This window comes from Bacilli bacterium, assembly GCA_035326105.1.
Classification (GTDB): Bacteria; Bacillota_I; Bacilli_A; order RFN20; family CAG-826; genus UBA7706.
This window is the reverse complement of record DAOKYO010000001.1, coordinates 402,210-426,220: the sequence shown is the minus strand read 5'-3', so window position 1 is coordinate 426,220 and position 24,011 is coordinate 402,210. Positions and strand designations below refer to the sequence as shown.

Annotated in this window: 20 protein-coding genes and 1 other annotated feature; of the genes, 2 read left to right on the top strand and 18 right to left on the bottom strand. The window is 40.5% G+C overall.

Annotated features, from left to right (window positions below):
* Positions 1-17: 17 nt before the first annotated feature.
* Both PKC96_01930 and PKC96_01925 read right to left on the bottom strand, forming a co-directional pair.
* Complete coding sequence (locus PKC96_01930) at positions 18-1,037, bottom strand: NAD(P)-dependent oxidoreductase (GenBank protein ID HMM00086.1); 1,020 nt, start codon at positions 1,035-1,037, stop codon at positions 18-20.
* A 50-nt stretch (positions 1,038-1,087) separates the two neighbouring features.
* On the bottom strand, positions 1,088-2,893 hold the full coding sequence (locus tag PKC96_01925; protein ID HMM00085.1) for an EAL domain-containing protein: 1,806 nt from the start codon (positions 2,891-2,893) through the stop codon (positions 1,088-1,090).
* A 486-nt stretch (positions 2,894-3,379) separates the two neighbouring features.
* Between PKC96_01925 and PKC96_01920 the strand changes: the two genes are divergently transcribed.
* Positions 3,380-4,279, top strand: a complete 900-nt coding sequence (locus PKC96_01920) for a diguanylate cyclase (protein HMM00084.1) — start codon at positions 3,380-3,382, stop codon at positions 4,277-4,279.
* Between the two features lie 31 nt (positions 4,280-4,310).
* Here the strand turns inward: PKC96_01920 and PKC96_01915 are convergent, their stop codons facing one another.
* The 4 genes from PKC96_01915 to PKC96_01900 all read right to left on the bottom strand — a co-directional run bounded on the left by PKC96_01915 (position 4,311) and on the right by PKC96_01900 (position 10,189).
* Complete coding sequence (locus tag PKC96_01915) at positions 4,311-5,762, bottom strand: tryptophanase (protein HMM00083.1); 1,452 nt, start codon at positions 5,760-5,762, stop codon at positions 4,311-4,313.
* A gap of 53 nt (positions 5,763-5,815) precedes the next feature.
* Positions 5,816-6,049 (bottom strand) — a binding site (T-box leader).
* A gap of 67 nt (positions 6,050-6,116) precedes the next feature.
* Positions 6,117-7,919, bottom strand: coding sequence for an ABC transporter ATP-binding protein (locus PKC96_01910; GenBank protein HMM00082.1), 1,803 nt, complete (start codon positions 7,917-7,919; stop codon positions 6,117-6,119).
* Between the two features lie 46 nt (positions 7,920-7,965).
* Positions 7,966-9,735: an ABC transporter ATP-binding protein gene (locus PKC96_01905; GenBank protein HMM00081.1), complete on the bottom strand. Its 1,770-nt coding sequence runs from the start codon at positions 9,733-9,735 to the stop codon at positions 7,966-7,968.
* A 28-nt stretch (positions 9,736-9,763) separates the two neighbouring features.
* On the bottom strand, positions 9,764-10,189 hold the full coding sequence (locus tag PKC96_01900) for a MarR family transcriptional regulator (protein ID HMM00080.1): 426 nt from the start codon (positions 10,187-10,189) through the stop codon (positions 9,764-9,766).
* 159 nt (positions 10,190-10,348) lie between these two features.
* Between PKC96_01900 and PKC96_01895 the strand changes: the two genes are divergently transcribed.
* Positions 10,349-11,032, top strand: a complete 684-nt coding sequence (locus PKC96_01895) for a YoaK family protein (protein HMM00079.1) — start codon at positions 10,349-10,351, stop codon at positions 11,030-11,032.
* 24 nt (positions 11,033-11,056) lie between these two features.
* Here PKC96_01895 and PKC96_01890 read toward each other — a convergent pair whose 3' ends face one another.
* The 12 genes from PKC96_01890 to PKC96_01835 all read right to left on the bottom strand — a co-directional run bounded on the left by PKC96_01890 (position 11,057) and on the right by PKC96_01835 (position 23,999).
* Positions 11,057-11,500 (bottom strand): GNAT family N-acetyltransferase, encoded by a 444-nt coding sequence (locus tag PKC96_01890; protein HMM00078.1) that lies wholly within the window; start codon positions 11,498-11,500, stop codon positions 11,057-11,059.
* 465 nt (positions 11,501-11,965) lie between these two features.
* The gene (locus PKC96_01885; protein ID HMM00077.1) at positions 11,966-13,621 is read right to left on the bottom strand and encodes an FAD-dependent oxidoreductase; all 1,656 of its coding nucleotides are present in this window, start codon (positions 13,619-13,621) and stop codon (positions 11,966-11,968) included.
* Between the two features lie 211 nt (positions 13,622-13,832).
* Positions 13,833-15,272, bottom strand: a complete 1,440-nt coding sequence (locus PKC96_01880) for a transglutaminase-like domain-containing protein (GenBank protein ID HMM00076.1) — start codon at positions 15,270-15,272, stop codon at positions 13,833-13,835.
* A 152-nt stretch (positions 15,273-15,424) separates the two neighbouring features.
* Positions 15,425-16,156, bottom strand: coding sequence for a tryptophan synthase subunit alpha (locus PKC96_01875; protein ID HMM00075.1), 732 nt, complete (start codon positions 16,154-16,156; stop codon positions 15,425-15,427).
* A 12-nt stretch (positions 16,157-16,168) separates the two neighbouring features.
* The gene (locus PKC96_01870; protein ID HMM00074.1) at positions 16,169-16,954 is read right to left on the bottom strand and encodes a BtpA/SgcQ family protein; all 786 of its coding nucleotides are present in this window, start codon (positions 16,952-16,954) and stop codon (positions 16,169-16,171) included.
* A complete protein-coding gene (locus PKC96_01865) occupies positions 16,947-17,711 on the bottom strand; it encodes a nucleoside phosphorylase (protein ID HMM00073.1) in 765 nt (254 codons plus the stop codon). Before PKC96_01865 ends, PKC96_01870 begins: the two co-directional genes overlap by 8 nt.
* Positions 17,712-17,714: 3 nt before the next feature.
* The gene (locus tag PKC96_01860; protein HMM00072.1) at positions 17,715-18,668 is read right to left on the bottom strand and encodes a PfkB family carbohydrate kinase; all 954 of its coding nucleotides are present in this window, start codon (positions 18,666-18,668) and stop codon (positions 17,715-17,717) included.
* Entirely contained in the window at positions 18,665-19,231 is a 567-nt protein-coding gene (locus tag PKC96_01855; GenBank protein HMM00071.1) for an isochorismatase family cysteine hydrolase, read from the bottom strand. The genes PKC96_01860 and PKC96_01855 overlap by 4 nt, the downstream gene beginning before the upstream one ends.
* Positions 19,224-20,141 carry an ABC transporter permease gene (locus PKC96_01850; protein HMM00070.1) on the bottom strand — a complete coding sequence of 306 codons (918 nt, stop codon included), beginning with the start codon at positions 20,139-20,141 and terminating at the stop codon, positions 19,224-19,226. Before PKC96_01850 ends, PKC96_01855 begins: the two co-directional genes overlap by 8 nt.
* Position 20,142: 1 nt before the next feature.
* On the bottom strand, positions 20,143-21,255 hold the full coding sequence (locus PKC96_01845; GenBank protein ID HMM00069.1) for an ABC transporter permease: 1,113 nt from the start codon (positions 21,253-21,255) through the stop codon (positions 20,143-20,145).
* Complete coding sequence (locus PKC96_01840) at positions 21,227-22,816, bottom strand: ABC transporter ATP-binding protein (protein ID HMM00068.1); 1,590 nt, start codon at positions 22,814-22,816, stop codon at positions 21,227-21,229. Before PKC96_01840 ends, PKC96_01845 begins: the two co-directional genes overlap by 29 nt.
* A 31-nt stretch (positions 22,817-22,847) precedes the next feature.
* The gene (locus tag PKC96_01835) at positions 22,848-23,999 is read right to left on the bottom strand and encodes a BMP family ABC transporter substrate-binding protein (protein HMM00067.1); all 1,152 of its coding nucleotides are present in this window, start codon (positions 23,997-23,999) and stop codon (positions 22,848-22,850) included.
* Positions 24,000-24,011: the final 12 nt, after the last annotated feature.

The following is a 24,011-nucleotide window of genomic DNA, read 5'->3' as shown; positions in this document are numbered from 1 at the left end:
ATCAAACTTAAAATGAGTTATTCGCCTTTCATGTCGACGACATCATTTACCTTATTATCGATAATATCGAGACATAGACTGACCGAATCACCGATGCGCGCTTCTATATCATCGGGCTTAACTCCCAGAAATTCCGCCCCTTCTTCCTTGTTGATAAACAAATTTGTGGTTTGCATTTGGGTAAACTTAGCCATATTAAGTCCGCCCTCAATATTGTGACGGGCGCGCATACGGTCAATTTGACGACCCTTCATTCTAAATAGGAAATCCGGTATTGTTATAATCTTCCGCTTGGGTGAATAACCCATGTGTTTATGGAAAACAGTCAGCATTTCTTTCCAGGTCATATTATAGTAACCAAATGGATAAAGGGTCCCACCTTGATTATTCGTTAATGCTCCGGCCAATCCTTCCGCCACCTGGTGGACGGTAACCATCGTCGTCCCTCCCCGAGGATAAAAAGTTGCTATTTTCATAGCTCGGATCATTTCCACTAGAAACGTCCAAACCGGTTTTCTTCCTAATTGCGTGCCAAAAATATATGGTAATTCCAATATCGATACCGCAAAATCGGCATCGGCAAATGAAAGCGCCATTTCTTCTTGATCGATTCGCGAGCGAATATAGGGATGATACTCAGTTAATCTCCATTCTGGAAAACGGCGGGCAAAATAAGCAAAATAGGAGCCGCAAATAGCCACGTGTTTTACTCCTGCCTCCTTCGCCAAGCGAAGCGAACGTTCCAAAGCATCGATGTTATACTTCTTAAACATTTCATAAACCGGTGGTTTGCCTTCCACTCGTTCGTCGATTCCGGCAGCAAAAACAAAAGCATCCATGCCGATAAACTGGCTCTTTAATTCTTCGTCACTCATATCCATATAGTTTCCATAGCTAATTTTCATGGCTTTGGGCAGGGCTACTCCATGCGGAAGCGGAGGCAGAGCCAATGAACTTACTTCGTGTCCGCGATCCAATAATACACGGGCTGTTTCTGAACCCAACAAACCCGTCCCGCCAATGATGAATACTTTCATATTTCTTGCTCCCTCGTCTGGCTTAATAAGCCTAAAGAAATCTCGATGAATTACTTTTTACTGTCGAAATTTTTAACAAAATCAATAAAATCCGCAAATTGAAGTGGCTTTGCATAGTAGTATCCCTGAACCATCTGACACTTCTTTTCCCGTAGAAACTCCACTTGTTCAAGGGTTTCGGCTCCTTCAGCCACAAGTTTTAGATTAAAAAGATGCGCTAAAGAAATAATCGCTTCCGCCACTTTTCCGTCATCATCCTTCGGATAATCCTTAATAAAACTACGGTCAATCTTTAACGTATCAATCGGCATGTCCCGAATATATCCGAGCGATGAATATCCCGTACCAAAATCGTCCAGGGAAATAGTAACTCCTAATTCTCTGATTTTACTAAGGTAGGCTATCATTTGCGCCCGATCGTCAATCAGGATACTCTCGGTGATTTCCAACTCCAATTGCTTAGCATCGATATGCGAGTTGCCGAGTACTTCAATAAGCGTTTCATACAAGCGATTTTGAACATACTGCGAAGCGGTCGTATTAACCGAAAATTGAAGGTGCTTTTTGTTAAAAATACTATTGATAATAACTAGATCATTTACCGCTTTGCGAATAACAAATGCGCCGATATCATTCATTAATCCTAAGCGCTCCGCTACCGGGATAAAACGCATCGGGGAAACCAATCCCAGGGTCGGAGATCGCCACCGTAATAAACCTTCCGCCCCAACCACTACATTATTTTGAATATCAATCTTGGGTTGATAGAAAAGTTCAAACTCATTATTTTTAATACCATTAACAAGTTGTTCTTTTATCTTTTCGTCTTCGGTTATTTTTTGTGATAGTTCAGGACGATAGAATATATAATCGCGCTTGCTATCCTCATTAATTTTACTTGTCGCTATTTGCGCGTTGGTCAAAAGAGTAACCGCACTAACCCCATCCTCTGGATACCGGCTGATTCCGCATTTGAAGGTGAAAAGAAGATTATCCTCATTGTTAAAATTAATCTCCCGTTCATCAAGACGGATTATTTCTTCTACAAAGGCCGTGATTGCGCTTATTTCGCTTAAGGGAGAGATAATTAACAGTGAGTCGTCGCTAATTTGAGCAAACGATTCCGAAGGCATATTCATCTGGATTGCTAAGTGTTCGATAAAACTTACAATCGCTCGATAGTATTTCTCCTGTGACTGAGTGATTTGAAGATAACTATAATTGCTCACCCGCAGGAAAATGATTGAGAAGGGTTTCTTGTCATCAATAAGGGCATTCATCCGTTGAATCATCGCATTTTGATTTAAAAGATTGGTGCTAGGAACATAGTCTCTTAAAAAAGTAATTTGCTCTTCCGTTTTATGTGCGATAGAGAGATCCTCGTGAGTGCTGACATAGCTAATACCAAGGCCAAAAACCCCTCGAATAGCATAAATACTGATGCGCTTGGGATAAAGTGTACCATCTTTTCTCCGGTCCCACATTTCTCCCGTCCAAAATCCTTTATCACGAATATCATTCCACATATTATGATAGAAGGTGGAATCGTGGCGCCCGCTCGATAATATGCGCGGATTTTTGTTTTTTAATTCCTTAAATGTATAGCCTGTCAATTCTTCCATCGCCGGATTTACGTAAAAAATTCGCCGATGGCGATTGGTGGCAATCACTCCGATTTTTAACGACGAAACCGTAAACCGCGCCAATTTCCGACGATGACTGATATATGAGATTATAACCGATAATACCACGAGACCTAACGCTAAAAATAAGATAACTACGAGAGTTATTAATTCGATGTCGTTTAAAGATAAACCAACGATAAATAGTTTAGTCCCGATAAAGAGCTGTTGCATAAAAGACTCCTTCGTTTATTTGAACGCCCCCAACGCCAAATCGATAAAATTATTTGTTGTTATTACTGGTTCCACTTAAAGCTTCATCCTGACAAATAATATGATAGCATAAATGATTAAAAGTTAGAAACGACCGATGAAAACTGATTATTTTTTGCCCGGATAAAAAGTTCGTTCCCCAATGATAACAAGCGATAGCAAATTTTCTTCTTTACCTACATCCCAGAGTATATGTTTTATCAATTATTAATATATTTTTTAAGAAGCTATTGCTACTCATAATATAAGTTATTTCTTAATAAAATAAAAAGAGAATGCTTTTATTGAATAAATTATACTTTTACTTAATTTTTAAGTTGCTTAGTGTTAATCGCTCGCATTTTTAATCGACACTTGTGTATAATCATCCTGGATGGTTTTTGTTTTAATGTCTTTTGAGTCCATTTAATCAGGCAGAATAAATGTCTTACCTTTCCGGGAGAACCAATGAAAGAAAAAATCGATGAGTATGCCAAAATTTTGGATACAAGTTATGATGGAGTCTATTACGTTGATAAGGACCGTAAAATTTTGTATTGGAATAAAGAAGCGGAAAAAATTTCCGGTTACGGAGAAAAGGAAGTGGTCAACTACCACTGTTTTGATAACATTTTAAACCACGTTGATGAAGAAGGGATATGCCTATGTACAACGGCCTGTCCTCTATCCAAAACAATGAATGATGGTATTCGTCGAGAAGCTAAGGTCTATCTTCATCATAAAAAGGGGCATCGTGTCGCGGTTACTATCCGTACGGTTCCGTTGATAGTAAATGGCGAAATTGTCGGTGCATTCGAGTTTTTTGTTCATAACAGTGACAATATCCCCGTCTCCAAGATTGACGAACTTACCTATTTGGCCCTCCATGATCAACTGACGGGTATTCCTAACCGCCGCTATATCGATTCAACGCTCAAGAATTTTATTCGGCAATATAATGATCTTAATCTTTCCTTTTCCGTTATGATGATTGATATCGACCACTTCAAGTCGATTAATGATACATATGGCCATGATACGGGCGATAAAGTACTAAAAATGGTTGCCACCACGCTTTCAGATATATTCACTGAGCCGACCTTTATCGGTCGATGGGGAGGAGAGGAATTTATGGTTATCTCCGGTTGCCATTCCCCCCGTGAGTTAGAAGAAATTGCCAGTCATGCCATTACTTTAGTCAAAAATTCCAATTTTGTTGACCATGGTAACAATATATCGGTCACTATTTCCGTCGGCATTACCATTGCCCAAAAAAATGATGACGAGGAGTCGATCACACGACGGGCCGATCAAGGGATGTATGAGAGCAAAAATAAAGGTCGTAATCGTTTTACGTTTATAAAATAAGGACACGCATATGTGTGTCCTTTTTCATATTTTATAGGGCATCGATACCAAAATCTTCGATGAACTTTTCTTTCAGTTTTTCTTGCCAATCGCCATTTTCCTTTAAACGACCAATAAAGAAACGCATAACTTTTGGTTCCTCCACAAAATGCAGTCCGCCGATAAGATTGCGATTTTCAAAAAGCCAATTTAAACGATCGGCAATAAAGGTTATTTGCGAAAGAGTAAATACTCGCCGCGGAAGGGCTAGACGCACAAGTTCCATGCTAGCCGGATGCTCACTGCCATCGGCATTGCGCGTTTCTGATATCGTCCCCCGCTCCATCCCGCGGGCGCCACTGACAATATATATTGCCGCGGCTAATGCTCCCGCCGGATATTCTTCCGATTTAACATGGGGAATAAATGCCCGCGCGTTAAGATGTAATCCTAATCCCCCAAATGGAGTAATAACCGGGATGCCATTTTTTTGGAGCATCTGCCCAAATGCCGCGATAAACTCCGGACCCTGAGATATCATATCAATATCCAGTGTCTCTTCGATTCCCACAGCCAAAGCCTCCATTTCCCGGACCGACATCCCTCCGTAAGTAAGAAATCCTTCAAATAGTGGAATAAGATTCTTCATTTTATCGAAAAGTTCTTGGTGCGGAGTAATAATGCCACCACCGCGGGCACTTCCGAGTTTTCTTCCGGAGAAATAGATGATATCGGCAGTCTTGGCTATAGCCAGAACAATATCATGAATACTCATATTCTCCGCTATCGCTTCCCGGGTTTTAATAAAGAAAAGATTATCCGATAAAAGGGAAGCATCAATTACCAGCATTATATTATTTTGATGGCAAAATTCGCCGACCTCTTTGATGTTATGCAGTGAAACCGGTTGCCCGCCGATGAGATTTGTTCCCATCTCTAAGCGCACAAAAGGTATCCTGTCTTTACCAACGCGACCGATGAGAGCTTTTAATTTCTCCAGATCCATATCGCCCTTAAATGGATTTTCGCTTTCCGGAATAATGGCCTTATCAAAGAAACACTCTTCCACCCTTCCTCCGCATTCCATAATATGGGCTTTGGTCGTGGTAAAATGGTAGTTCATCGGAACGACATCGTTCGGCTTAACAAATACCTTGGCTATGATATGCTCACAAGCCCTCCCTTGATGGGCAGGAAGAAAAAACTTCATGCCGAAAAAATCTTGCAGAACTTTCTCTAAGCGAAAGAATGTCTCGCTTCCGGCATAAGAATCATCGGCGATGGACATTGAGGCAATTTGCCGATCGCTCATCGCGTTGGTTCCACTATCGGTTAGCATATCAAGAAAGACATCGCGATTTCTTAAAAGAAAAGTGTTATTCCCGGCTTCTTGAATCGCTTGTAATCGTTCATCAATCGGAAGTAAATTTAATTTCTGAACAACTCGTACTTTGTGCATTTCTAACGGAAACGGCTCGGCTTTAAATCTGGCAATGTGGAACATATAGTTCTCCTTTCTAAACGGGAGAAAATAAAAAACGATTTTCTCCTTGCTTTCACAGGGACGAAAATCGTTCAGATATTCCGCGGTACCACCCTAATTATGGCCATAGCCATCACTTATCGAGTCCAACAACTCTAGTCGTTTTAACGGACAACTACCGGGAGTGCCTACTAGTTTCAGCCTCCGACTCCGAAGTGTATATTTTGTTTCAATCTAATTTCCATTTGCACCGCGACTGGACTCTCTAAATTTAGATTTAAAACTTTTCTCTTCATCAGCGTCTTTTAATATTTGGTTAACTATATTCTATCGGCAGCGGTTAATAAGTCAATGCTTTTTACAGTAAATTACTTACTATTCATTCATAGCATCAAATTGGCTATTATACAAATCGGCATAAAAACCATTTTTAGCCAATAGTTCGATATGGGTTCCACTTTCAACTACGTTACCATCCTTTAAAACCAATATTAGATCGGCATTTTTAATAGTCGACAAGCGGTGGGCAATGACAAAACTTGTCCGCCCGTGCATAAGTCGATCCATCGCTTTTTGAATTATTATTTCGGTTCTGGTATCAACCGAACTCGTGGCCTCATCCAAAATTAATAAGGGCGCATCCACAATCATCGCCCGGGCAATGGTCATCAATTGTTTTTGACCAGCGGATAGATTCAATTTGTCCGTCAAAATGGTATCATAGCCGTTAGGAAGCGTTCGAATAAAGAAGTCGATTCCCGCCACTTTGCAGGCTTCTTTAACCATCTCATCCGTTACTCCTTTTCGGCTATAAGCGATATTTTCCTTGATGGTTCCTTCAAAGAGCCACGTATCCTGCAGAACCATACAGAATTGGTCATGAACATTTTCCCGCGGTACATCTAAAGTGGAAGTTCCATCAATTTTAATTTGCCCATCTTGAACTTCATAAAAGCGCATTAAAAGGTTGACCAAAGTTGTTTTACCGGCACCGGTAGGACCGACGATGGCTATCTTTTGTCCGGCTTTGGCTTTCATGGAAAAGTCGGGAATAATCACCTTGTCACTGTCGTAACCAAATTTGACATGATCAAACTCAACGTCACCTTTGACTTCCTTAAGAGTATTTGCTTTGTCCTGTTCAGCACTCAATTCGGATTCATCAAGAAAACTGAAGACTCTTTCTGAAGCCGCCGCTCCTGATTGAATACGGTTCGCGGCCTGAGCAAATTGCGACATGGGTTGAGTGAATAAACGGACATATAACATAAATGAAGCTATCACTCCAAATTGTATTTTTCCGTTAATGGCTAGCAAAGCTCCCACTATGGAGACTACGACGTAGCCGAAGTTACCGATAAACTGCATGATAGGCATCATCAGTCCGGAAAGAAATTGCGACCGCCAAGCATTGATAAACAAATCGTCATTCATGCGATTGAAAGTTTGCATCGCAGCCTTTTCTCCGTTATAGGCCTTGACTACCGTGTGTCCGGAGTATACTTCTTCTATATGACCGTTTATCGCTCCAAGTCCGTTTTGCTGATTGAGAAAGTACTTTTGTGATTTTCTAATGATGATTATCATTAATAAGAAACCGATTAAAGTGGACGCCACCGCCGCAAAAGCCATAATATAATTGGTAAGAAACATCATAATAAGTGAACCAAAAAACATGGTTATGGCACTAACCAAGGTCCCTAAACTTTGGTTTAAAGTTTGGGCAATCGTATCCACATCATTGGTTACCCGACTTAAGACATCTCCGTAAGAATTATTATCAAAATACTTGAGAGGAAGGCGATTAATTTTATGATCAATGTCCCGTCTTAGTTTATAAGAGAGGCGTTGGGCAATCGTCGCCATAATATAACTTTGAATATAATTGAAAATAAAGCCTAGACCATAGATAACAATAAGAAAGATAGATAGTTTTTTGATTTCGGGTAAATTGATGGTTCCGGTGATTCCATTGACAATATAATTGGTGATGTCACCGATTTTTTGTGGACCGATAATGTTCAGTGTGGTGCCGCTTATTGCTAAAATGATAGCAATCACTCCAAAGATTACGAAGCTTTTGCCATAGGCAAGCAACTTACTAACCGAGCCTTTAAAATCTTTGGCCTTTTCGCCGGGAGCAAAGCCCCCGTGTCCAACACGTCCTCCCATTCTCATCTTAGAATTATTCTTATAAGTGGCCCCTGACACTTTTTCTTTACTATCACTCATGCTTCAATTCCTCCTGGGTAAGCTGAGACAAAGCTATCTCTCGATAGACTTCACAATTTGCCAGCAATTCTTGGTGCTTTCCATAGCCGACAATTTTCCCTTCATCAAGGACAAGAATATGATCGGCATCCTTGATGGTACCAATCCGTTGAGCGACGATGATGCTTGTCACTCCCCGCGAATACTTGCTTAAAGCTTCGCGCAGTAGTTTATCGGTCTTATAATCAAGCGCCGAAAAGGAATCATCAAACACATATATTTCCGGCTTTTTGTAGATCGCGCGCGCAATTGAAATACGCTGCTTTTGTCCTCCGCTAAAATTGGACCCTCCTTGAGCAACCGGTGCCAACTCCTGTTTGGGAAGTCGGTAAACAAAATCTTCCGCCTGAGCCACTTTCAATGCCTGAAGGATGTCATCTTTTTCTTGTTCTGCGCTAATATCGGTTTTAGAACCATAGATAACATTGGAAGCGATTGTGCCGCTGAATAAGATAGCTTTCTGGGATACATATCCGATTTTTTGATGAAGAGCTTCCTGCGAGTAATCCTTGACATTAATTCCGTCAATAAGGATTTCCCCTTGCGTTGCATCATAGAAGCGCGGTAAAAGATTAACAAGCGTGCTCTTTCCACTTCCGGTGGCGCCGATAATCGCTAAACTTTCCCCTTGATGAAGCGTAAAGTTAATGTTTTCCAAAACATTATCCGCGGCATCGGGGTAGCAAAAAGATACATCGCGAAATTCAACTTCCCCGCTAGAATCGCTGACTATACTATTCTCTTTGCCATCAACAATTCGCGGCTTGGTATCTAAGACCGCCATAATCCGCTTAGCCGAAACGCTCGCCCGAGGCAGCATAATGAATATCATCGTCAGCATCATAAAGGACATGATGACCTGCATCGCGTAGGAAGAGAAAACTATCATATCGGAGAATACTTGAATGCGATTGCTAAATGGAGCGTTGTTAATGAGAATTGCCCCTATCCAATATATGGCTACCGATAAACCGGAAGAAATGATTGTCATCGTTGGTTGAATAATTGCCATCAACCGGTTCGTAAAGAGATTGGTTTTTGTAAGTTTAATATTTGCACTATCAAATTTATTTTCTTGATAATTTTCAGCATTATAGGCTCTAACCACTCTTAAACCCGACAGATTTTCGCGGGTGACCCGATTTAAGCTATCGGTCAAATTTTGGATGATCTTGAACTTTGGCACCGCAAAAATAATGATAACGCTTAGCATCGAGACCAAAATAACAACGCCGATTGCCGTAGATAAAGTCCATTCCCAACTCTTGTTGTGTATTTTGATAATTGCCCATACGGCCATGATCGGCGCCCGAACAATAAACTGGAGTCCCATTCCGATAAACATTTGAATTTGCGTAATATCGTTAGTGGAACGAGTAATGAGACTGGCTGTCGAAAAATTGTTTATTTCCTCCATAGAAAAAGAAATAGTCTTGTTAAATACTTCACCTCTCAAACGCATTGCCATCGTTGCGGCAACGAATGATGATAAAAAGCCGATTGCTACCGCCGCGATGACACTTCCAATCGCGCATAGAAGCATATATCCACCTTGAATGAGGATATCCTTCATCGCACTACCTTCGGTCTCGACCAGGGTGGTTATTTCCTGCATATATTCAGGCAATTTTAAGTCAAGCCAAACCTGCGCAAAGATAAAGCCGACACTGACAAGAATGGCCAACCATTCTTTTATTCTTAAATACTTAAAAATTCTTACCATAAAGGTCTCCTGTATCTTTCAAAAAAAATTATTCCAAATTAGCCTTAATTTTATCGATTGTGGCAAAAAAGCAATTCATTTCTTCATCACTGATTCCACGGCGCATACTGCCTTCAATCTCGTGAAGAATGTTCTCGATCAATAGATGCTTATCCATCGCCTTCTGTGTGAGAACAATCTGCTTTTGCCGAGCATCACTTTTTGAAGGAATGCGCTCAATCATTCCGTTACTTTCCATCAAAGCCAACATTCGAGAAATGGTTGAACGGCGCATTGAAAATTTCTTTTCAAAATCGCGCTGATATACTTCGTGACCATGATTATTGGCAATGTAATGAATAATCAGGCCATGAACTGCGGTTGTTTTATGAAAGTCTATCGCGGCTTCACTGGCAACTCTTCTTTTAACAAGATTGCCAATATTTCTCATTTCTAATCCAATTGATCGTTCCATAATTTGCCTCCTAATTTTGTTAGCATGCTAACGTTTTATCACTATCGATAATCAATGTCAATTAAAATAAAGCGCTATCTTAACAATTAGTAAAAAAGCTGTTTAAAGGATGGAAAAATAAATTCAATAGAGTAAAATACTCCTGGTATGGAAAATGCAATTGGCAACCGCCGGCAAATATCAGAATCGTTGATCGTCGCTATTTTCTTAACCCTCTCGGGCGGATTTATGGATGCTTATTCATATCTAGTTCGCGACCACGTCTTTGCCAACGCGCAGACGGGAAACCTTCTTTTGCTCGGAATAAATTTATCGACTGGTAACTTCTCGATTGCCACGCACTACCTGTTTCCAATATTGGCTTTTGCCCTCGGCATCGCTCTATCCGAGATAATACGCCACGCGTTCAAAAACAGCGACCATTTTCATTGGCGCCAGCTGACGCTTTTAATTGAAATAATAATTCTTATTGGAGTCGCGTTCATTCCTAAAAGTGAAAATTTAATTGCCAATAGTTTGATTTCTTTTGCCTGTGGCGAACAGGTGGAGAGTTTCCGCAAAGTCAATGGGACCGGCATTGCCACCACCATGTGTATCGGCAATTTAAGAAGCGCCACCCAGTCCTTTTGCGACTATGGGTTTACCAAAAGTAAAAAATCATTAAATGAGGGGTTTATTTATTTTCTTATCGTCCTTATTTTTGTTATCGGCGCGGTGATTGCTTATTACTTTATTCAATGGCTTGATGTAAAAGCCATCATGATCAGTTCTATTCCGCTAATTGTTAGTTTTATTCTTCTTTTTGATTATCGAAAACTTCCTGCTGATTCTTTTAAAATATAAAAAAGAGCGGTCAGGCCGCTCCTATCACGACAAATTCATTTTAATCATCGGCATATAATCTACTGGGCGGAAACCCTTATGCATATAAACTGCTTTTGCCTGTATATTATCCATATTTACAAGTAAAGAAATTGCTCGATGATGGGGAAACTGTTTTTCCACAAATTCAATCATTTTACTAGCAATACCTCGCCTTTGATATTCCGGTTTAATATATAGTTCATCAATAGTAATCATCTCTCCTCCTAATTCATTTGAGTAGGAGAAGGTCAAAAGCATATAACTAGCCACTTTACCATTTATTTCGTAGACGTAACCTTCCAATAAAGGATTGCTCTCAATCAGTTGAACAAATGTCGATTCTAAATGCTTGGGATCCTTTGGCTCGATAAGGGCTTTTGACGTATAAAAACTTTTTGACATCGCAAAGTAATCATTGCGATCTTTCTTTAAAATTCTTCGAATCATTATTTCACTCTCCATTCTTTTAATGAAGAATTTGTCGTGACTCTTTATGCCGATTGGCTAGAAGTTGTACATTGAGCAACTAGTTAATTCATACAAAAATATCAACTCAATATAGTATCCGCTTCCCCCGAATGAAAACATTTTCAAGTTTTCATTTTTTAAAATCACTTATGCCCGCAAAACTAACTTTTTTTATCCCTTTGCCGCATAATAAAAAAACATTTATATATCATATCTCCTCCTCTACTAACGTATTCATATAATTATATATAGTATATATCAAAATGGCTTTTTTGCCAAAAAAGTGACTTTTTTATTCAAATTATCATTTAACCCATAAAGTTATCAATCGCATACAACAATTGCTTTATGCAGTAAAAAAAGACCCTCCTGTTAGTTGGTCTAACATTTGGGTCTCATCTCAAATTTGTTTCTTTTTAATGTGCGCATAGAGGCGGTTAAAATCTACTTTTTGTTAATTCTTTGGTAATTCGCAAAAGTGGAATATCCGCCATTTAGACTATACACGTTTTCAAATCCGTGATTAATAAGAATGTTTTGAGTGGCGTTGGCCGTCACTCCTTTGGAGCAATAGGTAAGGATTGTGGCTTTTTTATCCAGATTTTGAAGATAGTCTCTCATATCTTCCTGCGCGACATTGATTGCCCCTGGAATATGCCCCGCACGGAATAATTCTGGACGGCGATTATCGAGAATCACAACGTCTGACGAGCTGTTTTGCGATAAATTATCGACCTCGTGAGCCGTCATTTGTTTACGTCCATATAAAATGGAGTTCTCAAGAATCATTCCGCTATATATAATCGGATCCTTGGCCGTTGAAAAGGGAGGAGCATAGGCTAAATCCAGAGCTGCCAAATCGCTTGCCGTGGCTTTAAAAGAAATCGCTGTGGCTAAAACGTCGATTCTCTTGTCAACTCCCGAAGTTCCAATAATTTCCGCTCCTAAAATCTGCAAATTATCCTTGCGAGCAATAACTTTCATAACCATTTCTTGACCGCCCAAATACTCTGGTTTCTCCGGTTTAATATTAAAACTTACTTGATAGGGTATGTTTTCTTTAATAAGTTCTTTTTCAGTTAAACCGGTCTGGGCGACCGCTAGGTTAAAAACTTTATATATCGCTGTTCCAATCACTCCTTTAAAAGTCAGTACTGGCCCACCAGCAGCATTATTACCGGCGATACGTCCCGTCTTATTAGCCGTTGATCCCATCGGCCGATAAACCGGCTTTCCGGTAAGAGCGTGATACTCTTCCATACAATCACCGACCGCATATATATCCGTCACACTGGTTTCCATTCTATCATTAACGGCAATCGCTCCGGTCACCCCTATTTCAATTCCGGAACTGCGGGCTAAATCTACATTCGGCCGAACACCGGTTGCGATTAAAACTAAATCCCCATTTATAAATTCATCACCTTCTAAAACAACTCCATTATCGGTTATTTCTTGAATGTTTTGATTGACGAGAACCCGTACTCCGTTTTTCGTTAATTCATCTTGAACAAGGATCGCCATGTCGCTGTCTAACGATGGTGAAACCTGCGGCATCTTTTCAATCAAAGTAACTTTAATACCAAGACGGGTTAAATTTTCCGCCACCTCTAAGCCAATGAAGCCGGTTCCAATAATCGCGGCTGTCTTTGGGGATTTATTGTCGATAAACGCTTCAATGTTTTCCATATCTTTTATCGTTCTTAAGGTAAAAACATTAGCGTGTTCACGTCCCTTAATCGGTGGTACAGAAGACCGAGCTCCGGTCGCAATAATTAATTTATCGTAGTGTTCGGCAAAAGTAGCTTTTGTCTTAAGATCGATAATCATAACTTCCTTTTTTTCTACGTCCAAATCAATGACTTCATGTTCGGTATAAATATCAATGTTGTACTTCTTTTTAAAGTAATCGGCATCGCGCGGAGCTAATTCCTCTTCCTCGGCAACTTGTTTTCCAAGATAATACGGCATCCCGCATCCCGCATAGGAAATGTGTTGATCTTTCTCATACACCACAATATCGGCAGTTTCGTTTTCTCTTCTGGCTTTTGCCGCGGCCGAGGTCCCCCCTGCCACCGCACCAATAATAACAATTCTCATAATGACTCCTTTTATTTCAGTTTCATTATAAAATAGTGACGTAAAAAGGTTTAAAAAACGCTCATAAATATCCCATATTAATAAATAGTCTGCTAAATATAAGCAAAGAGTAATCGCCCTATTATTTTTTAGTCATTAAAAACCGCCTTTCATAAAAAAAACTTCCTAAGCATTTTAAGGTGCCGGAAGTTTAGTCTTATTTAATCGATGATTAGAGTGTGATTAATATTAGTTCGTTATCAGAACCGATAAAACCGCCAAAGTTTAGTCCGGTCTCACTCCGTGCTTGAGCGATAGCGGCATTGATATCCAGACCATCCGCATATTGAAAGTTCATTACTTTCTTTTCATCGTTAATTGAAGGATAATCAGCGAGTAATTGAGTGAACTTCACAACATCGGAAGCATTTTTAGCCACTAGATTATGAGTGAAATCATTGTATTCAATCGTCGTATTAGCATAGAAACCATAATCCGAATCGGCCTTGGCTAAGGGGAAGCTCGTCTGTTTATAAACAGCATCGATTGTTGCATTAGAAACCAAGAATAATTCCTTGTTCCCTAATTCATAAAGCGTATCACTTACTTCTCCCATCGTGTTGTTGCTTGTTGGACAAGCCGCATACCATTCGCCACCTAATTGGACATAGTTCCATGCGTGTCCGGCTCCTTGGCCACTGGCGATAACGTATCCCGTTACCCGTACCGCGGGGATATTTTCAATTGATGACAATAAGACAAGCGCCTTCGACATCCCGTCGCAAACGGCGATGTGGCGATTAAAAATGCCCTCTAAATAATAGCAGTCATTTTGATATTGATAACCGACACCACTATAACCTTTCTCATAGGCGGTGTAATCGTAGAGAATATCGTTACCCAACCAGGCAAAGATTTTCCTTTCCTTTTCGACATCGTCATCATCGTTAGAGATATATTCTCGCGCAATGTCCAAAGCTTCGTCATAAATTGCTTCCGCTTTTGATCCGGCGACCGGAACCGGTAGGTATCCCCTGCTGGCCGCATACCAAAGTTGTTCACTGGTGGAAACAGAAATGCTATGTTCCCGTGCATTAATCGGAAAATCACTAAACCCCGCATTTCGCTTTTCTCCGCGATTTAGGAAAATATCGTCAACAACACTTAAGGTTTCGGTTGCATTTAATTCCGTTCCTTGATTTTGAATCCCATAATCTCGATAGTCAATGGTATAAGTGTCGATATATTTTCCGGCGCGGGGTGTCGTTTTAAAATCGACATCTAAGTTAATATTCCATAAAGAAGAATAGTCGTAACGTGCGCTTGATCCACTGTCGACGAACGAATAGGCAATTGTAAAACTCGTATCCATATTAAATAGATGAGCATCCAGAAGATTAATATATTGTTGTATATTATCACAGACAGCATCGAAATCATCGCCTGAAGGAATGGGCAAGAAATAATCTTCCGCCCCCGATGGCAAATACTCCATATCCTCGGATGAAGATGATGGAATAAAAACTGAAGAACTTCCAGATGAATTTGTTTCACTCGCGGACGATTCACTACCAGTACTAGCTATAGAGTTAGAGGAAGAACCTCCCGTTTGGGCACAACTTGCCAGAAGTAAAATAGAAAATAGAAATATTCTTTTTGTTACTTTGAGCATATAACCCTCCCGTTGTTCCAATTATAGTTTCGTTTAAATAAATCAAGAGATAACAATCATATTTTTATGCCTAAAACCGCTTACACCAAACGTCGTTTTTTTTGTTGACATAAAAAAATAGACACATGGGGAACTGTGTCTATTTGGGGGAACTACTTTACTTGACCGCTGGCGATTGCCTTTAGTTCTTTGACCTTGGCAATAAGCTTTTCCGGTTGTCCATGCAGGTTCATAACCTGCGTGCCGATAAACACTCCATCCGCTCCGGCGTCACGAACCATTCTAACTTGATCATAGTCATGAATTCCGATACCGCAGTTGATTTCATTGGAAATACCCCGTTCTTCGCGCAGGTACTTGATAATTGACTTAAGATCTTTATATTGAGAATGGAATTTGCCAGATGGTGTCGCCTGCAGGTAAACAAACCCCGTTGTTTGCTTGGCTGTTTCAATCTCATCTTCGGGCAAATGGTATTCGATGTAGGCACTGACTTTTAATTTTTCTTTTAAAAGCCGAGCCCGAACTTCCGGATGCCGCGCTCCAACCAGCAACACTTCCTGTAAATTATTTCTTCTTAAGAAAGCCAGAAATTTCTCCATACCAATTGCCATAATCGTTTCTTCATAAATCAACATATAAAGATGAATTCCTGGATGCTCCTTCAAAATGGTCTCTACCGACTTCATGTATTTGTCATAATCGTGGCATTTTGTTAATGCTTCATGCATCCGAATTTTGATGTTGTCTCCGTCAAGATAGGGATCATCTGCTGGAAAATCCGTCTCGACTACATCCGCTCCACCCTCAACATAACAATCGACGACGCGATGGCTGGCTTCAATTGAAGGCGAGCCATGATTAAGAAAACAAATTAAACGCATATTCTTCTCCTCCTATTTCTTATATGCTTCAATTAGCTCTTTGGCTAAATCGAAATCAACCGGTAAACTAACTTTGCCTTTGTCTTTTAGAGAACTGCCAACGATAACGCCACTGGCAATACTCAATTGATCTTTAATGTTTTTAACACTCACACCCGAGCCAACATAAACTGGAACCGTAACGGCTTTTTTGACCTGCTCAATATCTTCAATTGAAGTTGGCTTACCCGTCAAAACACCCGTTACAACTACGGCATCGGCTCCGCTTGCTTCTGCTAGTTTAGCCGATTCTTCAATACTCATATCATTAACGAGCATATGGGTGTGCTTAACCTGTAGGTCAGCCATAATCAGCACTTTTTCAGCGTCAATTTCCCGCCGATAAATTAAGGCATCGTGCGCCGAAGGATAGATAATGCCATTAGCGTAGACCACCGTATCGATAAAAACGGGAATGCGAATGAAATCTGCTCCGACTGCCTTAGCAATGGCTAAAGCACTGCGATAATCACTGAAAGCACAATCAATTCCTAAAGGAAGATCAACCGCCTCTTTTATCATCTCGGCGATTGCACTCATCGCTGTGATTTGGGCTAAATCCATTTTTTCGGCATATGGAGCGTCGCCCATATTTTCAATCATAATCGCATCATAACCCGCTTTTTGAAGCGTAAGTGCATCGGCTAAAGCCTGTTTACGCACTTGATTTAAATCGGAATAACGGGCTGTCCCTGGCAAAGGCAAACAATGGACCATACCAATTATCGTCTTTGGATATTTCTTAAAAAAATCATTCATTTATTTTTTCCTCCTTCACAAAATTAACCATCGAATCTAGCGCCAACCGACAAAGTTCATCTTCTTTTCGCCTCCGTGTTTTTTCATCCAATAAGGCGGCGAGATTTTTCAAAACTGTGACTAAGGTCAATGAGGCAAACGGCACTTTCATAAGCGAGGCAACTACCATCAGTGCAGATGTTTCCATGTCGACCGAGATAATGCCTTCTTGTTCTAACTGCGTAAAGTTCCTTTCAATGTCCACTCGCCGTATTTTTGAAAGTCGAGATTCCTTCATTTGCGAATAATATCCATCCATGGTCGCACTTTCGCCAGTGATGACTTTTTGCCCTGCGCTTGTTACGGTTTTGATGATGGACTGAAGAAACTTTGGATCGGCTTTCGCCGGATAATTTTCATCAACATAGGTAAGGCTTGTTTTCTCTAATCTTTTCGAAGAAGCGGGAATAATGTAATTTCCCAAATCCGCTTTACTCAGCGACATTGCTGTTCCCATTCGTAAAGCCACTTTCATCCCGGCATCGAACATTTCTTCGAGGGCAATTACGGCCGAAGGCGCGCCAATTCCGGTGGAAGTAATCGTGATGGGCAAGCCTTTATAGGTGCCGGTATAAGTATTGAATTCCCGATAAAAACCAACGCTTTGAGGATTGTCAAGGTAACTTTTTAGGACTTCCACCCGCCAGGGATCGCCGGAAAAAATCACATATGGAGCTACACTTTGGTCGGTAACTTTTAAATAGAGTGTCGGTTGCATAATTTATTCCTTTCCAAAGAAACGATAATACCGTTCCCACAATTGCTTTTCATCTGGAGCCGAGCTTGTAGCTCCGACCCCCTCAATAATACAAGTCGCCAATGTGGCCCCAAGCTTCGCCGATTGTAAGTAATCCTTCTCTTTGATTAATCCATAAATAAAGCCTGCCATATAAGCGTCGCCCGAACCAACCGTAGAGACAAATTCATCCGCCGGGACAATTCCAATCGTAGCTTTTTCAATCTTATTGTCGTTACGATAATAAATAGTGCTTCCTTTTTTACCATTAGTGACAACAACAAATTGCAAATTGCTATTAAAAGAAAACATTTGATTGGTATGTTCGATATGAAGAATTTGCTTAATATAAGTGATTTCTACCTTATTAGCAAAAACACCGCTGACTCGTTTTAAAACTTTGCGAAGAAAGGCTGGAGGAAAAGCCGTTTTATCCATTTTCATCCCAAAATAGGTGGGTAAATGGTATTTGCCTGTCAGCGCGAGAAATGCTTCATTATCCTTTCGGCTGGCTACTGTCATAAGGGCGAATTTGCTTTCCTTAAACCAATCTTCATCGTAACTAAGAAAGTACTTTTCATCCATCGAACCCGGATAATATAGCGTGATGTGATCCATACTTGGGTTTTCAACCAAATAACAGGAACTGCAATTTACACCGGTTACTTTTTTAATGGCAGCTTCGCTTAAGCGGTGATTTTTAACAAAATAAGCAAAACCACTGCTTTCATAGTCATCGCCCACACGGATAACCGGGAGTGTTTTATAGCCAAGCGTCGCCAGATCAACGGCCACGTTAATTCCGCAACCGCCAAACTCGATAACATTATTATCATTATTGGTGATGATTGAAGTTTTGCCGATTTTAGCGAGACTGGCAATTTTAATCACCCGATCAAAAGCAATATATCCACTGATGATGACATCGTATTTTTTCATAGTATCCCTTCCTGAAGATGAGCAATAATCTCCCGGTCACTCATTACTTCACATAGGTATTTGCCCATATCCCGAAGGTATACGCCATTAGTTTCATAATCGGTAGTGCCTACTAATTCTTTTGGAACAAACGCGTGATAGTTGAGATTATACGCATCTAAAACTGTAGCAAAAACACAGTTGTTCGTTTTTGTTCCCGCAACGATAATATGGTCAATTCCGCGACTCTTTAATTCTTGATCAAGCCCGGTCTCAAAAAATGAACTGTACTTATGTTTTTTAATTACCAAATCCTCGGGTCGGATTTCTAAACGCTCGTCAATCTGTTCACCCTTGGTACCGACCAAGCAACATTCTCTCGTTTTCTTCGGAGACTCTTCAAGCATTCTCTTTGTTACTGAGTGTTGCATATAAATGATTTGAACCCCATATTTTCTGACTTCGGCAATGAAATCCTTAATTTTAGGCAATAAGTCGACATTTAAGGGATAGAAGATTTTACCATTGGGATTAGTAAAATCGTATACCATATCAACCACAATTAGCGCATACTTCTTATTCATAAATAAACCCCCGATATAAGCTTTTCCGATTTTTAATTAAGGCAACAACGAAGAGCACGATGACGATAGTGATATAAGGAATGATTTTCAATAACCCCGCAATACTGCCGATTCGAATAGCAAGATTGACCGATAGTGCCTGCGCAACTCCAAATAGAATTGCATATATCGAAACCTTTCCCGGGTCACCGTCACCACAATATATCGCCGCTAAAGCGATGAAGCCCATACCGGCGGTAATATCCGTTGTGTACGACGACAGTTGCACAATAGCTACTTCATACCCGGCTAGAGCGGTAAAAATTCCGCCGATAATGACCGCTAAGTACTTTATGCGGTTAATGTTGATTCCGACTGACCGTGCGGCTTCCTCCGATTCACCTACCACACGAACATAAGTTCCAAACTTTGTTTTCTTCATAATGAAGCCGACAAGGAAGATACTGATATAGGCGAAATATGTGAGATAAGTATGGCCTGAGATAATTGGGCCAATAAAAGGAATATCTTCGATTAGCGGAATATTTAATCGACTGGCCCCCGTCGATAGAATGCCAATGACATTGATTGAGGTGTCGTGCATAAGCGCTAGAGCGTATTTGCCGGCGGCGGTCGATAACAGACCGATTGCAAAACCGGTGATAATAAAATTTGCTTTTTTCGTTACTCCGAAGAAGGAGAATAATACTCCCAGCAAAATGCCGATTACAATACCGCCAAGTAAGGCTAAAGCCCAACTCTTCGTAAAGTAAAGAATTAAGGTTGAAGCTAGTGCTCCAAAAAGCATAAAACCATCCAAACCGATATTTACGATACCGGCTTTATAAGCAAAAAGGCCTCCGAGAGCAATAAGGATAATCGGTCCACTAAAATATAGCGAATCAAACAAAATTTTAATTATAAAATCCATGTTACTTTTCCGCCTTTCTTTCGTCTCTGACCTTTTCTTTTTTAAAGTGGGTTTCCTTTGTGTTTACGCGCGGTTTGACAAAGGTTTTAAGCGAAAGCATCAAAACAATCAAAGCTTGAATGAGCAAGACAATTTCCGAGGGAACGTTTGTAAATATGGCTACGCTGGAAGAACCCGTTTTTAATACGGAGTAAAATATCGCCGCCACCAATATCCCCAACGGGCTATGATTTCCTAAAAGGGCAATAAGCATTCCTTCCCAGCCTAAGCCTGCCGTTCCGGAAAAAGATAAAGTATAGGAGAATTTTTCCGACATCATCCAGCCCGCCCCCGCCAAACCCGCCAATGCTCCGCTGGTCAGCATAATGACGATGATTTTCTTTTGAATATTCATGCCAGTGGCTTCAGCGAAACTTCTGTTTTTTCCTAAGGCAGTTATCTCAAATCCCAACTTGCTGTGATTCATAATAAAGTAAAACAGAACAAATACTGCCAGGACGATAAAGAAGAAAACAGTTAGCTTGCTATCACCGATACGGGTGAATATTGCATTGTTGCCAATCATTGGTGTGGAAACATATCCGCTTCCGGGGTCACGGAAAATATTTGAGGTAAGATATTCAAGAATTAATGCAATCGCATAATTTAAGAGTAAAGTAACAACCATTTCATTAACGTTGTACTTCGCTTTTAAAATGGCGGGAATGATGGCCATTATTACCCCTGTAATGGTTCCGATAATAAGCAATAAAGGAATGAGAATTATCGGAGGAAGAAAAGCCAGCTTGTTGCCAAAAATAGCCACGACAAAGCCGGCTGATATAATTTGCCCTTCAATTCCCATATTGAATAGACCGGCCTTAAAACTAAAGGCAATTGCCAAGCCCGATAAAATCAATGGCGCCGCATAGTGAAGAGTTTTTAAGAATCCGTCCCACTTTAAAAACGAACGATAGAAAATGGTACCATAGGCCAACAACGGATTTTCTTGAGCTAACAAAATGGCCACTGCTCCTAAAAGGAAAGCGATAATAATCGGGATAATAGCGTTTAAAGTCCCATATCCGAGCTTAGTCCATTTCTCTTTACTCATCGATAACATTTTGACCTTCATGCTCGCTACCTCCTTCTTTACTATCAATAATTCCCATCATCAAATACCCAACTTCTTCTCGGGAGGCATTCTTTGCATCCAACTGGCCGATAATTCGTCCTTTGTACATGACTAATATCCGATCGCTCAATGACATTATTTCCGATAGTTCGCTTGAAACCAAAAGGATTGATTTCCCGTGATTTTGTAGATCAAGCAGACTCTTATGAATGTACTCAATCGCTCCGATATCCACGCCTCTTGTCGGTTGAGCGGCAATCAAAATATCCGGATCGGAAGCAAATTCTCGCGCAATAATTACTTTTTGCGCATTACCGCCGGAAAGAGAAGAAATATTGTCTTTTAATGAATTAAGGCGAATGTCATATTTTGAAGCTAAATGTTCGGCTTTATCCATTTTCTTTTTTGCCGAGATAAAACCCATATGGCAAATATCATCGCTATCGTGATAGCCGGCAATCATGTTGTCACAGATCGTCATATCACGGCATAAACCCTGTTCGTAACGATCTTCGGGAATAAAGGCCATGTGTTTTTTTCTTAATTTTTCCGGCAGGACGTTGGTAATATCTTGATTATGAAGAAAGATTTTTCCTTGGGTTGATTGCAAAAGTCCACTCATTAGATCCAAGAGTTCACTCTGTCCATTTCCTTCAACCCCGGCTATGCCGACAATTTCGCCCCGATGGAGATTTAGGCTAACATCGGATACCACTTCCACTCCGCTGCGATTAATTGTCGATACATGTTCCAATCGATAAACCGATTCTTGCTTTTGATAATCCGCATAGGTCTTGCTGACGTTTAAAAGGACATCGCGCCCCACCATCAGTTGAGCTAATTGTTTTTTCGTCGTATCTTTAGTGGCTAAATTTGCAACCACTTTTCCTTTTTTAATCACTGTGACTGAATCGGAAATGTCGATTACTTCCTGCAACTTATGGGTAATCAAGATAATTGTGGTCCCTTTGGCTTTTAAGTTTCTGAGCATCGTGTAAAAAACAAGTATTTCCTGCGGAGTTAAAACCGCCGTTGGTTCATCAAAAATTAGAATTTTAACTTGCCGATAAAGCATCTTTAAAATTTCGACTTTTTGTTTGGCTCCGATGGAAAGTTTCTTGACCTCTTCATCCGGATTTATATTTAACTCATACTTATCGATGAGATTTTTTACAACTTCAAGTTCCTTGTGACGATTAATACCCGGTAATCGAATTCTCTTTTTACCAACTGTCACTTCTTTATTAATTTCGACTCCTAAAAGAATATTTTCAAAAACGGTCAGGCTGGGCACCAACTTAAAATGTTGGTGCACCATCCCGATTCCGCGACTAATGGCATCATTTGGCGAGCGGAGAGTGACTAGTTCGTTTTCGACATAAATCTCTCCGCTCGTCGGCTTAATCAAACCATAAAGCATGTTCATTAACGTGGATTTTCCGGCCCCATTTTCACCGACAATTGCCTTAACCTCATTATCCTTAACGGTGAGATTAATGTGATCGTTAGCTACGAGGGGACCGAATTCTTTGGTTAAATTTATCGTCTTGATGATATCCATGTTAATATAACTTCCTTAAAAATTTTAACGACTAGTTGGCTTTCGTAATATTATGCAAAGTTGAAAAATCCAATGTCTCACCTTTTTGAGAATCGACAACCGTAATCGTTCCGTCGGCGATATCATCTTTAATATCTTCAATTTTGTCTTTAATCTCCGTCCATTTGGCTTGTGCCGTTTCTGACGTATCAATATAACTGGAAATCGTGGCTAAATCGGTAATCCCGGTCGCTCCGCTGTCAAGATCATAGTAATAATCTTTCTCGGTGAGTTTATTGTCCAAGAATTTTCCGACTAAGTCATAGACTGCTACTTCGGTGTTTTTAAGCACGCTGGTTAAAACATATCCAGGAACGGAGGCGTCTTGATTGGCATCAACATCAATTGAAAGTTTTCCCTTATTACTAGCGGCATTTTTCATATTTGTTGAAACGCCACCTGCCGCCGCAAACACGACATTGACACCGGCGTCATAATAGGAGGCAATAGTATTGTAGTTTTCCGTTGAAGCCCCAAATCCGGCACTATATGTTTGATATAGATTGTAATTCACATCGGCGTCTTGGGCGGCGTAGTTGGCGCCTTGGGCAAATCCATTGCCGAAGACGGTAATTCCATCTGATTGCGTTCCGCCGATGAAACCTACACCCCGATATTGATTTACTGGGGTAAAATGGTAATCATCCGAGGTAAATAAGACATCGTTCGCCTCATTGACCATAACCGCCAGTGCTCCGGCTAAGAATGATGACTGGGCAATGTTAAACAACACTTCAACTACGTTGTCATGAACCCGAACTCCCGTGCTATCCGTATTAGCGAAAGCATTGAAGACGACGAAAGTCGTATCCGGATACTTCTCCGCAATTGATTTGCCCGAACCATCATTGGTAATTAAGGCATCGAAATTGTACTCGAGGGAGAAGATAAGTTTATAACCATCTTCAGCCAAAGCTTCCAATGAACCCGGCACGTCATCGGCACTGTTAACAACTTTTTGCGAGATATTGAAATCACTCGCCGCCTTAGTCAAACCCGCAATCGCCGACTGATTGTACCCGTTATCATTGGCTCCCGCCGCGGATACAATTAACCCCACTTTAGTAGATGAATTGCCACCTCCACATCCGGCAAGCATCAACGGCAACAACATCGACATCGACAACATCCACTTTTTTTTCATACTTTCTCCTTT